The sequence below is a fragment of the Catenuloplanes sp. NPDC051500 genome (assembly GCF_044454585.1).
In the GTDB taxonomy this organism is placed as follows: domain Bacteria; phylum Actinomycetota; class Actinomycetes; order Mycobacteriales; family Micromonosporaceae; genus Catenuloplanes.
The window spans coordinates 311,646-324,399 of record NZ_JBITDX010000008.1 but is presented as its reverse complement, the minus strand read 5'-3'; the positions used below and the strand labels follow the sequence as shown (position 1 = coordinate 324,399).

Genomic DNA, 12,754 nt, shown 5'->3' with positions numbered 1-12,754 from the left:
CGGTGACCGACACTGACACGCAGCCGCGCATCGGGTTCATGTTCGACAGGGATCGCGCGCCGGAGGAGTTGGCCGGGTTCGCCGCGACAGTCGAGGAGTTGGGCGCGGACGACCTGTGGGTGGTCGAGGATCTCGGCTGGACCGGTGCGATAAGTGCGGCGACAGTCGCGCTCGCCGCGACCCGCACACTGCGGGTCGGCATCGGCATCGCGCCGGTCGCGTTGCGGAACCCGGCTGTGCTCGCGATGGAGCTGGCCACGATCGCCCGCATCTATCCGGAGCGGCTGGTCGCCGGGCTCGGCCACGGGGTGACCGAGTGGATGCGCCAGGTCGGCGCCGCGCCCGCGTCCCCGCTGGCCCGGCTGGAGGAGTCGATCGTCGCCACCCGCGGGCTGCTCGCCGGTGAGACGGTGACGCTGCACGGGCGTGAGGTCACCATCGACGGCGTGCGGCTGGTCCACCCGCCGGCCGTGGTGCCGCCGATCGTCACCGGCGTGGTCAAGCCGAAGTCGCTTGCGCTCTCCGGCCGGGTGGCGGACGGGACGATCATCGCCGAGGGCAACGGACCGGCGGAGCTGGCGGCCGCCCGGGAGCACATCGAAGCGGGCCGCGCCATCGGCGACCGGCCGTCCCACGAGCTGATCGTCTTCGCCTACCTGCACGTGGGTGACGACCCGGGCCGCGCGGCCGCCGAGACCGGCGAGATGGTGTCCGGGCAGGCCGAGTGGCTCGGCGTCGCCCCCGCCGACCTCTTCACACTGATCGGCCCGGCCGCGGACATCCCGGCCAAGGTCGCCGCCCTGCACGCCGCCGGCGCCACGACTGTCGTTCTCCGGCCGCTCGGCTCCGATCCGGATTCGCAGGTCCGCACCGCGCTGGCGGCCCTCTCCGCACGCTGACCACAGATCCCGATTCGCAGAACCACAGCCGTTCGCGCTTCCGCGGTGGTCCGGCCCGGATGCTCCCGACTCTGTTGTCCATTCGCGTCCGGCCGTTTCGGGAACCACGATCGCAGAGCTGGGGCGGGTGAGTCGTTTCGGCTGATCGTTGTGCTTGCGGAGCGGGAGAGCAGCGCGGCTGTCGTCTCAGCTGCTGCGGCTGGGTGCGTGCAAGGACCGGCACCGAGGCCGCGAGTCCGCAGGTGTGCGGGCTGGTCGCGGCACTTCGGCAGGTCTCAGGGCCGAGCACCAATGCGGAACCACACCGGATCGGAATATGTCAGGACACCGCCCACGCTCATGACCCGCCTCGCTGAGGTCCGCGGTCACTGTCGGCGTTCGGGCGCTGCGCGCCCGACATTTCGTTATATAGGAGCCGCCCGGCGCATGGATCCTGACGCCGAAAGATCAAGTAGGGCTCACCTCAAGATCCTTGCGGCTCTGGTGGCCCTTATCCGAGCGCGATAAGGGCCACCAGAGCCGCAAGGATCTTGCATCCCGCCAGATGGACGCGAGATCCCGAACAGCGAACCCATCGCGGCGCGGAGCGTCCGAACTGCCGTGGACCTGGCGCGGCGATACACGAGAACCAAGATCAACTGGCCTTTCGGGCAAGCTCCCGGCTTCGGTGCCAGCCCTTGCCACCACCCAAGCCCAGATCAACCGCCCTCCCGCCAGCCCCCGGCCTCAGTGCCAGCCCTTGCGACCGCTCAAGCCGAGATCAACTGGCCCGCCTGCGACACCCGCTGCCTCGGCGCCGGGTCGTGCGACCGCCCAGACCGCAGCTGCCCTGACCAGCTGCCGCTTAGACGATGACCGCGCTGCCCCGGGCGCCGCGAGACCCCCGACCAGCTGGAACGACCCGCCATACTCCTGGCCGCGATGTCAGCCCTTCGATCGTCAAGCCCCAGACCACCGCACGCGAATGGGCAGCAGAGTCGCTCGCGCGGGCAAATCTCCGGAGGCCGGAGGCGGGGTCAGGACTGCAGCCATTCCTTGGCGAGGAGCTCGTACGAGCGGACCCGGGCAGCATGGTCGTGGGTGATTGTGGTGATCAGGAGTTCGTCGGCGGCGGTGGCATGGCGCAGGGTGTGCAGGCCGGCGGCGACCGTGTCGGGGGAACCGACGAACTGGGTGTCGAGGCGGTCGGCGACGAGCGCCCGGTCCTCGTCGCTCCAGGAGTGGGCGGCGGCCTCCGACGGGCTTGGGAACGGGATGGCGCCGCCTCCACCGCGGATGCTGCGCACCCACAGGCCGTACGGGGAGGCCAGCTCGCGGGCTTCGGCGTCGGTCGGGGCGACGACCACGTCTGCGGAGACGGAGACGTAGGGCGCGTCGAGCACGCCGGGCTTGAACGCGGCCCGGTAGCCCTCCACGGCCTCGAGCACGGTCGCCGGGCTGACGTGGTAGTTGGCCGCGAACGGCAGGCCGAACGCGCCGGCGACCTGGGCGCTCTGCCCGGCGCTGCTGCCGAGGATCCAGACCTGGAGGTCGGCGCCTTCGCCGGGGACCGCGTGCGCGTCGTAGCCGTCCGCGGACACGTACGTACCCCGGAGCAGGTGAAAAAGGTCGTCGACCTGCTCGGCGAAGTCGGGGGACTCCGCGCCGGGCTGCTGCAGCAGTGCGCCGAGGGCGGCGAACCGCGGTGACGCGAGCAGGTGGGAGAACGAGAACAGCTGCGGGATCAGCAGGCCGTCGACGACGCGCGCGCCGGTCGCGGCCGGCGGTGGACCGGCACCTTCCTTCCGTCGTTGCCCCGACCGGCCCAGCCCGAGGTCGATCCGGCCGGGGTAGAGCGCGTCGAGCGTCCCGAAGGCTTCGGCGACGGCGAGTGCGGTCTGGTGACCGACCTGCACGGCGCCGGACCCGACCCGGATGTGCCTGGTGGCGGCCGCGACCGCGCCGATAAGCACTGCGGTGGCGGAGCTGGCGACGCCTGCGGCGAAGTGGTGTTCGGCAAGCCAGTACCTGTGGTAGCCGAACGCCTCCACCTGCCGGGCCAGGTCGAGCGTGTTGCGCAGCGCGTCACCCACCCCGGCGCCGGAGGGTACGGGTGACAGGTCGAGGACTGACAGCTGTGTGCTCATGCGAGGCTCCCGGGGAACGGCCGGCTGGGGATTGATGCGCGCAGCGCGGGTGCGATGTCGCTCTGGAACAGTTCGAGCGTGGCCCGGTGCTGCTTCTCGGTGAGCCCGTCTCGGTCCGCGTGCAGGTGGATGACCTCGTGCCCGAACCGTTCGTGGTACCGCTGCACCTTCTCGATGATCTGTTGCGGGCTGCCGACGAGCGCGGAGCTGCGTTCCACCGCGTCCTCGACGGAGGTGAAGACCGGTGCGACGCCGAGCCGCTGGAACGCCGCCTGCCGGGCCTCGAAGATCGGCCGCCAGACCTCGACCGCCTCCTGTGAGGTCTTGGCCGCGTAGTAGCCCGCGGTTCCGGCGCCGACCAGGGCGTCCGCCGGATCGTGCCCGTAGCGGGCCCACTGTGCGCGGTAGTAGTCGATCAGCTCGGCGTACGGCTCGATCGGGTTGGACACGTTCGCGGAGAAGAGCGGGTCACCGAAGCGTGCGGCCAGGTCGACGGACTCGCGGCTGGTGGCGCTGCCGTGCCAGACGCGGATCGGCTGTTGCAGCGGCCGCGGCCAGGTCTCCGCGTTCTCGAGCGCCGGCCGGAACCGCCCGGACCAGGTCACCGAGTCGGAGCGCCACAGCTGCCGGAACAGCTCGTACGACTCGCGGTTGCGGTCCCACTGATCGTCCGGCGTGACGTGGTAGAGCGTGCGCTGGGCCGCGCCGTTCCCCTTGCCGATGATCAGTTCGAGGCGCCCGCCGGAGAGATGGTCGAGTGTGGAGTAGTCCTCGAAGGCACGCACCGGGTCGAGCAGCGCGAGCGTGGTGACGGCGGTGAAGAGCCGGATCCTGGACGTGCGGGCCGCGATGTGGCTGAGCACGACCGGCGGCGACGAGGAGATGAACGGCCGCTCGTGCCGCTCGCCCACGCCGTACCCGTCGAAGCCCAGTTCCTCGGCGAGCACCGCGTTGTCCACGACGTCCCGGAAGCGTTGCGTGGTCGACTGCCGTACGCCGGTCAGCGGGTCCGGCAGATGCGTAATGAGTGTTATAAGAAGAAATTTCATTACTTGTCGCCACCGTTCAGATAGGCGGAGACCGATGCGGGCGAGGTCTCCGGCAAGCCGAGAAGCGACCGCAATGTTGAGCCCCCGTCGGGGTAGGCAGTGCGGAAGACGCCGCGCTCCTGCAGCAGCGGCACCACCGAGTCGACGAAGTCGTCCAGGCCACCAGGTGTCAGGTGCGGCACCAGGATGAAACCGTCCGCCGCGTCCGACTGGACGAACTCGTTGACCGACTCCGCCACCGCGGCCGGTGTGCCGATGAACGACTGCCGACCGGTCACCTCGATGATCAGGTCCCGGATGCCGAGGCCCTTGGCCGCCGCCAGTTCCCGCCACCGATGCGCCGTGGCGACCGGGTCGTCGTGCAGCCGCGTCCGCCCCTGGGTGATCGACTCAGCGGACACGTCCGGGTCGAACGACGGCAGCGGCCCCTCCGGGTCAAGCGTGGACAGGTCCGCGTTCCACACCTGCTCCAGCAGCCGGATCGCGGTCTGCGGCGTGACCTGCTGCCGCCGGATGTGGTGTGCCTTCTCCTGCGCCTCCGCATCGGTGTCGCCGAGCACGTAGGTGACCGCGGGCAGGATCTTCAGCGACTCCGGCGTCCGCCCGTGCGCCGCCAGCCGCCCCTTCACGTCGGCGTAGAACGCCTGCCCGTCCTCAAGCGTGCTGTGCCGCGAGAAGATCGCGTCGGCCGACGCCGCGGCGAAGTTCCGCCCGGCCGCCGAGTCCCCGGCCTGAATGATGACCGGGTGCCGTTGCGGGCTGCGCGGCACAGTGAAACTGCCGGAGATATCGAACTGGGAACCGCTGAAGGCGAAGGAGCCCGGCGAGGGGGTACGCACGAAGGTGTCACCGGCGGCCACCAGGTCGGACGGCTCCCACGAGTCCCACAGCACCCGCGACGCCGCGATGAACTCCGCCGCCCGGGTGTAGCGGTCCTCGTAGTCGAGGAACCCGCCGCGCCGGAAGTTCTCCCCGGTGAACGCGTTCGGTGTCGTCACCACGTTCCACGCGGCCCGCCCGCCGGACAGATGGTCGAGCGACGCCAGCTGCCGTGCCAGCTCGTACGGCTCGTGGAACGTCGCGTTGAGCGTCCCGGCAAGCCCCAGCCGCGTGGTCACGGCCGCGATCGCCGCAAGCACGGTGAGCGTGTCCGGGCGCCCGACCACGTCCAGGTCGTAGATCTCACCACGCTGCTCCCGCAACCGCAGCCCCTCGGCCAGGAACAGGAAGTCGAACAGGCCCCGCTCAGCCGTCCGGGCCAGGTGCGCGAACGAGGAGAACTCGATCTGCGACCCGGCCGCCGGATCCGTCCACACGGTCGTGTTGTTCACGCCCGGGAAGTGCGCCGCCAGAATGATCTGCTTCGTCATGCCCGGCTCCGCGCATACCTGCTGACCGGCCGCTCAAGACCGAGCGTGGCCCGCAGCGTCGTCCCCGGATACTCACTACGGAACAGCCCTCGCGCACGCAGCTCGGCGGCCAGGTCACTCGCGATGACTGTCAGGTCGTCCGGAAGCACGCCCGGCCGCAACCTGAACCCCTCCAGCCCGGCCGCCTGCCACTCCACGAGCAGATCCGCCAGCTCCCCGGGCGTACCCGCGAAGATCTGGGCATCGGACTCGATCGCATCGAGGGCGTCCAGGCGCTCTCGACGCCGCGCAGCCTCCCCCGGCTTCGGATCAAGGAAAACCACAAGATCACCAAACACCTTCAGCGGTACGCCGTCGGGGCGCTCGGCCCGCACGAGCGCCCTCACCTCGGCAACGATCTCCGCGGCTTGGACGGCCGAGTGCGGCGTCACATAGAGCACGTCCGCCCCGCGCACTCCCAGCCGGTACGGCACGGTCGCGTGCCCGAGCACTGTCACAAGCGGCTGCCCCTGCGGCGGTCGCGGCACGATCGACGGCCCCTTGACGCTGAACCGCTCCCCCACGAAGTCGATGTAGTGAAGCTTCCTGTTGTCCACGAACCGGCCGGTGGCCACGTCCCGGATGATCGCGTCGTCCTCCCAGCTGTCCCAGAGCCGCCGCACCACCTCGATCGCGTCGGCCGCCTCGTCGAACAGCGGGCGGTAGGACTCCGGATCCGACGCGTCGACGGCCGGGACGTCCCGCCGGCCGACGTGCGCCGCCTCCCCGGCCCGCCCGGAAACCTGCGGACGCCACCCGGCCCGGCCCGTGCTGACGTAGTCGAGCGTGGCGATCGCGCTGGCGATGTGGAACGGCTCGGTGTGCGTGGTGGTCACCGTCGGCACGATCCCGATGTGGCTGGTCAGCGGCGCGACCCGGGCGGCGATGAGCGCCGCGTCAAGCCGCCCGCGCACCCGGTCGGTGCGTTCCACTGTCGCGAACGGCGACTCCGACTGCAACCCCAGGGAGTCCTCGATGGTCACGAAGTCGAGCAGCCCGCGCTCGGCAGTCGCGACCAGCCCGGCCCACCAGTCCGCGGTGAAGATCGGGGGTGCGGTGTCGTGCGCGCGCCAGGCGGCCGGATGCCAGCCCGCGCCGTCCAGGGCCACGGCCAGATGAATCATGGTTTACCTCCGGTGACGAGGGCCGGCAGCGCCGCGACCAGCGCCTTCGTGTAGTCGTGCTTCGGGTGGTGGAAGACGTCGCCAACAGGTCCCTGCTCGACGACCGCGCCGTCGTGCATGACCAGGACCCGGTCCGCGAGGTGGTGGACGACGCCGAGGTCGTGCGAGATGAACAGGTAGGCGGTGCCGTCCTGGGCGCGCAGCTCCGCGAGCAGGTCGAGCACCTGCGCCTGGACCGACACGTCGAGCGCGGAGACCGGCTCGTCGCAGATGATCAGAGCGGGCCGGGGTGCGAGCGCCCGCGCGATCGCGACCCGCTGGCGTTGCCCGCCGGACAGCTGCCGCGGATACCGGTCCAGGTGTTCCTCTCCCAGCCCGACCCGGTCGAGAAGCGTCAGCACCTCGGCCCGGCGCGCCCCACGGCCGGGCAGCGCCTCCGCGACGATCCGGCCGACCGGGTAACGCGGGTCGAAGGAGCTGAGCGGGTCCTGCGAGATCAGCTGCAGGCGCCTGCGGTGCGGGCGCCGACGGCGTTCCGGAACACCGGACCAGGGCCGCCCGCCGAACTCGATCGTCCCCGATTCCGGTGCCACAGTGCCGAACAGCAGCTGCGCGACAGTGGTCTTGCCCGATCCCGACTCACCGACCAGCCCGACGATCTCGCCACTGTGGATGGTGAGCGAGACGTCGTCGACGACCGTGCGGCCGCCGTACCGTTTCACAGCATTCTTGACCGTCACGACCTCCGTCGCGGCGACCTCCGGCGTCAGCGGCAGCGGCCCGCCCGGCGGTGCGAGGCGCCGGCCGCGGGAGGCGTCGGACGGGACCGCGTCGAGCAGCAGCCGGGTGTACGGATGGTTGGGCGCGCCGAGCAGCCGCGCGGTGGGTCCCTCCTCGACGATCCGGCCCTCGCGCATGACGAGCACCCGGTCCGCGAGCTGCGAGACGACCGCGAGATCGTGACTGATCAGCAGCAGCGTGTCCCGGCGCGCGGCGAGCAGGCGCAGGATCGCGGCCTGCACCGTCACGTCGAGCGCGGTGGTCGGCTCGTCCGCGATGAGCAGCCGGGGCGCGCCCGCGATCGCGGAGGCGATCAGCGCCCGCTGCCGCAGCCCGCCGGAGAGCTGGTGCGGGTACTGCCGGGCACGCCGGGCCGGCTCCGGCACGTGCACCTCGGTGAGCAGCTCCTCCACGCGCTCGTCGACGACGCGGCCGGGCACGATCCGGTGCGTGCGAAGCACCTCACCGATCTCGTCCCCGACCCGGCGCAGCGGATCCAGGGACACCAGCGCGTCCTGAAGCACGAGCCCGGCGGTGCGGCCCCGTACCCGCTGCCAGTCACGTTCGGTGAACGCGCGGGCGTCCCGCCCGTCGATCTCCAGCCTGGTGGCGCGCACTGTGGCGCGCGGCCCGGCGAGCCCGACAAGCGTGCGTGCGGTGACGCTCTTGCCGGATCCGGACTCGCCCACGATCGCGACCCGCTCGCCCTCCGCGATGCTGAAGCTGATCCCGCGTACCGCCTCGACATCGCCGAACGTGACGTGCAGGTCTTCGACGTGGACCATCCCGGTACCCGGCTCCGCACTCGCGGCGCGCCCTCGGGCTGCGGTCTCCGTGCTTGTCATCAGGCGTCCCGTCCTTCGAAGCGGGCCTGGAGACGGCGGCCGGTCACTGTCAGTGAGATGACTGTGAGCGTGACCGCGACGCCGGGCAGGATGCCTGACCACCAGGCGACGGAGAGGTAGTTGCGGCCCTCCGCGAGCATCGCGCCCCACTCCGGCGACGGCGGTTGCGGCCCCATGCCGAGGAAACTGAGCCCGGACGCGGCGAGCACCGACTCGCCGAGCCCGATGATCGCGACCACCGGGATCGGCCCGAGCACGTTCGGCAGCACGTGCCGCACCACGATCCGGGTCCGCGACCTGCCGAACGCGACCGCCTGCGTCACGTACCCCAGTTGCCGGATCTGCAGGGTCTGTGCCCTGACCACCCGCGCGTAGTGCGGAAGCGTGGCGATGCCGATCGCCACCGTGAGGCTCAGCGTGCCGGTCCCGGCGAGCGCGATGAACAGCAGCGCCAGCAGCAGCATCGGGAACGCGGACAGCGCGTCGAACGACCGGGCCAGCGCCTCGTCCGCCCACCTGTGCGCGAGCCCGGCGAGCAGCCCGAGCAGCACCCCGCTCGCCACCGCGATGAGCGTGGCGGTGACGCCGATGGTCAGCGAGTGCCGCGCCCCGTGCACCACCCGGTCGAACACGTCCCGCCCGAGCTGATCCGTGCCGAACCAGTGCGCCGCGCTCGGCGGCAGCAGCGCGTCGAGCGGGTTTGCCGCGAGCGGATCGCCCGCGCCGAGCAGCTGCGGAGCCACGATCGCGATCAGAATCAGCAGGAGGTACGCCCCGGAGGCCGCGACCGCCGGACCGGCTCGCCACGCCCTTCGTCTGTAGTCTCCCCCGACCCGCGCGGAGCCCAGCCGCCCACGTGAGGCACGGGCGACCAGAGTCGGCGCGGCCGGCGGCAGAAACGCTTTTCGTCTACCGGTGGACGTGTCGGCGCCGGGAGTGGCGCCGAGCCCGGAGGAGCGAAGCGACGACCAGGTCATCAAGCCCTCCGCAGTCTCGGGTCGATGATCAGGTAGGCGAGGTCCGCGAGCGTGTTCAGCGCGACGTAGACCGCGGCCGCGAGGATCACCACGGCGAGCACCACAGGCATGTCGCTGCTCGTCACGGCGTCGAGCGTGACGCGGCCGATGCCGGGACGGCCGAAGACCGACTCGACGATGACCGCGCTGCCAAGCAGCAGCCCGAACTGCCAACCCGCGAGCGTGACCGCTGGCAGCAGCGCGTGCCGGAGCGCGTGCCTGGTGAGGACCGCCCGGTCGCGCAGGCCACGGGCCCGGGCGGTGACCACGAACGGTTCGGCGAGCGCGCGGTCGAGGCCGTCCCGGAGCACCTGGGCGAGCAGCCCGGCGATCGGCAGCGCGAGCGTGACCGCGGGCAGCACCAGCGCGGCGATCCCGGCGTCCCCGGCGACCGGGAACAGGCCGAGCCGGAACGAGAGCGCGGTGAGAAGCACGATCCCGATCAGGAACGACGGCGTGGACACGATTGTCAGCTCGCCTGTGGACAGGATCCGGCGCAGCCACGGGCGCCGGTCGCCGGCACTGGCGATGGCCGCGAGCAGCGCGAGCGCGACGCCGAGCAGGGCGGCGAGCGCGGCCAGTTGCAGCGTGGGCAGGATCTGCTCGCCGATCACGTCCGCGACCGGGCGCTGCAGGATGTAGGAGCGGCCGAGGTCGCCGCGCGCGATCCGCCACAGGTAGTCGAGGTACTGCACGGCCTCGGGCCGGTTCAGCCCCCACTCGCGGATGATCTCGGCGCGGATCTCCGGCGTGTCCGCCCCGTCACCGATGATCTTGTCGACCACGTCGCCGGGTGCGAGCAGCAGCGCGACGTACGCCGCGGTGGCCGCCGCCCAGAGCACCACGATCCCGGCCCCGAGCCGCCGCAGCACGGCCGTCATCGCGCCAGCCAGACGTCGTAGGCGCTCGCCGGCACGCCCGCCGTGGGCTCGAACCCGGTCCCGCCGACCGTGGCTGCGGCCGCGAGCTGGTCCTGCGGGGCGTAGAGCGGCAGCACGACCGCCTGGTCCTGCACGACGTACCGCTGAATGTCCTGATAGATCTTCAGCCGTTGCGCCGGGTCCGCGGTGGCCTGGCCCTGGTCGAGGAGCGCGTCGAGTTCCGCGCTGTCCAGGTGGGTACGGTTGATCGCGCCCTGGGAGTGCAGCAGCAGGTTGAGCGCGGCCCCGGCGTCGGTGTCCGCACGCGAGTTGTCGAACACCTCGTACTCGCCGTCGTTGAGCGCGGCCGTGGCCGTCCCCTGGTCGACGAGCTGCACGTTCAGGTCGATGCCGGCCGACTGCTTGACCGCGGCCTGCACCGCCTGCGCGAGCACGTCCCGCCGGTCGCGGACGAACGGCGCGTTCTGCACCAGCCGCAGCGTGAGCCGCCTGCCGTCCTTGGTGCGGAAGCCCTCGGCGTCGCGGGTGGTCCAGCCGGCCTGGTCGAGCAGCGCGTTCGCCTTGGCCGCGTCACCGCCGTACGTACCCTCGAAGGCCTTGTCGTAGAAGCGCCCGGACGGGCTGACGATGCTCCAGGCGCGCGTCGCGGTCCCCCGGTAGACGGAGTCGAGCACCGCCTGCACGTCGACCGCCTCCCGGAACGCCTGCCGCACCCGGAGGTCGTCCAACGGCGCGTTGTCGACGTTGAGGTAGTACGCGTAGGCCGAGCCGGAGTTGAGACTGCGGTCCAGCCGCAGCTGCCTGTTCGCCGTGATCAGCGGCTCGTCGGTGGCCGGCACACCCTCGATCACCTGCACCTGGCCGGAAGTGAGGGCGCCGACCCGCACCGACGACTCCTTCAGGAACCGGTAGGTGACCGTGTCCAGATAGGCCGCACCGGTGTGCCCCGCGGTCGCCGGCGCCCAGTCGTAGGCCTGGTTCTTCCGGTAGACCACCTGCTGCCCCGCCGTGTACGACTCAAGGACGAACGGCCCGGTGCCCACCACGTCCACGCCGCCGGCCTTGAGGTTCTTCGCGTTCTTGAGCGACTTCGGCGAGATCTGCGCCCCCTGCGGCGTGGCAAGGAAGTCGAGGATCAGCACGTCCGGCCGGGTGAGGTTGATCCGCACCGTGCCCGGGTCCACCACCTCGACGTTCTTGAGGTTGCGCAGCTGCACCGCCTTGACCGCGGGCGCGTAGCCGTCCACGAGCAGCTGGTCGACGTTCGCCTTCACCGCGTTCGCGTCGAACGGCTCTCCATCGTGGAACGTCACGCCGGTCCGCAGCGTGATGGTGTAGCTCAGCCCGTCCGGCGCGGCCTCGTACCCGGTCGCCAGCCAGGGCACGTAGTCGCCCTTGTCGTCGTGGGTGAACAGCGCCTCGAACGAGTTCCAGACCAACAGGCGCGCCTTCGCCTGCGAGTACTGGTGCGGGTTGAACGTCAGCGGCTCGGTCTCGACCGCCCAGATGAGGTCGCCGCCGGCTCTCGGCTCGCCCGCGCCGGCCGCCGGGGCGGGGCTTCCGCCGCAGCCCGCGGTGAGGGCAAGCAGGCTTACGGCAAGCAATGCACGTCTTCTCATGGGTTCTCCTGTACCTAGGCATGGCTTCGCCCGGGCTCGGCATCGAGCCCGTTCATCGGGTGAGGGGGAAGGTCAGGCCGGACAGGACGCGGACCACACACGACCGAAGTCGATGTGGCCGCGGATGGTGAGCCGCAGCGTGCCGCACATGCGATCAGTCCAGCGTGCTCCTGGCCGCAGTGTCAACGAAACCCGGCCCGCCTGTCGGCTATCGCACGTGAGCGGCTCAAACCGTTGACCTATTCATATCATGCAGATAGGGTTAGTTGGTCTTGTGTCCCGCCGGATCTTGTGCCTGCCGGATTTCTGTCGGAGGGTCCGGGCACAATCCTGCCGACTTCAACGGCTGAGCGGACTCGGCGCGCCGGGCCGGGTGACCGGCGCGCTCAACATCCCGGAGATGGCATCGGAGAGGAAGTCGCCGGCCTCGATCCAGCGGGGCGCCGCGCCGTCCCGCTCCGCGCGGGCCTCGATCTCCGCGGTGGCGGTCGTGACGACGAACGCGATCATCGTCGAGCGGCCCGCCACCACGCCCTGGTCCAGGTGAGCCAGACGGCCCTTCAGTGACCGGCGCAGCGCGACAGTCGCCGGCAGGCCGGCCAGCGCCTCCCGGACCAGGTCGCGCAGCGCCGGGTCCTGCAACGCAAGCGCGATGAAACGGGCCCGCCAGCTCGGCCGGGGCAGCGCGGCCAGCACCTCCATCGACGGGAGCACCAGGCCGCGGATGTCGCCGAGCACCGAGTCCGACGGCTCGGCCCACCGCGCGCCCCGCTCCCCCACCTCCCGCACGTGCCTGTCGATCAGCGCGCGCAGCAGCCCGTCCCGGCCGCCGAAGTAGTAGCGCACCGCGGAGTGGTTGGTGTTGCCGGCCACCTCGGCCACCCGGCGGTCGGAGACCTGCGCGATCCCGTGCTCCGCGAAGAGCCGCTCGGCCGTGTCCAACAGCGCGACCCGGGCCGCATCCGACCGCGCCATGAGCGGCTCCTTCCCCGAGGTCACCCGAGTG

Annotated in this window: 10 protein-coding genes; 1 reads left to right on the top strand and 9 read right to left on the bottom strand. The window is 71.3% G+C overall.

Annotated elements, in window-relative coordinates; translation table 11 throughout:
* Positions 1-2: 2 nt before the first annotated feature.
* Positions 3-899, top strand: coding sequence for an LLM class flavin-dependent oxidoreductase (locus ACIA8K_RS19075; RefSeq protein ID WP_396060645.1), 897 nt, complete (start codon positions 3-5; stop codon positions 897-899).
* Positions 900-1,915: 1,016 nt separating this feature from the next.
* Here ACIA8K_RS19075 and ACIA8K_RS19070 read toward each other — a convergent pair.
* From ACIA8K_RS19070 to ACIA8K_RS19030, 9 genes are all read right to left on the bottom strand, one after another.
* Positions 1,916-3,025, bottom strand: a complete 1,110-nt coding sequence (locus tag ACIA8K_RS19070) for an LLM class flavin-dependent oxidoreductase (protein WP_396060643.1) — start codon at positions 3,023-3,025, stop codon at positions 1,916-1,918.
* The gene (locus ACIA8K_RS19065) at positions 3,022-4,074 is read right to left on the bottom strand and encodes an LLM class flavin-dependent oxidoreductase (RefSeq protein WP_396060641.1); all 1,053 of its coding nucleotides are present in this window, start codon (positions 4,072-4,074) and stop codon (positions 3,022-3,024) included. Before ACIA8K_RS19065 ends, ACIA8K_RS19070 begins: the two co-directional genes overlap by 4 nt.
* The gene (locus ACIA8K_RS19060; protein ID WP_396060638.1) at positions 4,074-5,444 is read right to left on the bottom strand and encodes an NtaA/DmoA family FMN-dependent monooxygenase; all 1,371 of its coding nucleotides are present in this window, start codon (positions 5,442-5,444) and stop codon (positions 4,074-4,076) included. The genes ACIA8K_RS19065 and ACIA8K_RS19060 overlap by 1 nt, the downstream gene beginning before the upstream one ends.
* On the bottom strand, positions 5,441-6,607 hold the full coding sequence (locus ACIA8K_RS19055) for an LLM class flavin-dependent oxidoreductase (protein WP_396060636.1): 1,167 nt from the start codon (positions 6,605-6,607) through the stop codon (positions 5,441-5,443). The genes ACIA8K_RS19060 and ACIA8K_RS19055 overlap by 4 nt, the downstream gene beginning before the upstream one ends.
* Positions 6,604-8,232, bottom strand: coding sequence for a dipeptide ABC transporter ATP-binding protein (locus ACIA8K_RS19050; RefSeq protein ID WP_396060633.1), 1,629 nt, complete (start codon positions 8,230-8,232; stop codon positions 6,604-6,606). Before ACIA8K_RS19050 ends, ACIA8K_RS19055 begins: the two co-directional genes overlap by 4 nt.
* Entirely contained in the window at positions 8,232-8,975 is a 744-nt protein-coding gene (locus ACIA8K_RS19045; RefSeq protein WP_396060631.1) for an ABC transporter permease, read from the bottom strand. Before ACIA8K_RS19045 ends, ACIA8K_RS19050 begins: the two co-directional genes overlap by 1 nt.
* A 233-nt stretch (positions 8,976-9,208) precedes the next feature.
* Positions 9,209-10,129, bottom strand: coding sequence for an ABC transporter permease (locus ACIA8K_RS19040; protein WP_396060628.1), 921 nt, complete (start codon positions 10,127-10,129; stop codon positions 9,209-9,211).
* Positions 10,126-11,748, bottom strand: coding sequence for an ABC transporter substrate-binding protein (locus ACIA8K_RS19035; RefSeq protein WP_396060625.1), 1,623 nt, complete (start codon positions 11,746-11,748; stop codon positions 10,126-10,128). Before ACIA8K_RS19035 ends, ACIA8K_RS19040 begins: the two co-directional genes overlap by 4 nt.
* A 339-nt stretch (positions 11,749-12,087) precedes the next feature.
* Entirely contained in the window at positions 12,088-12,723 is a 636-nt protein-coding gene (locus tag ACIA8K_RS19030) for a TetR/AcrR family transcriptional regulator (RefSeq protein WP_396060622.1), read from the bottom strand.
* Between the last annotated feature and the right edge of the window lie 31 nt (positions 12,724-12,754).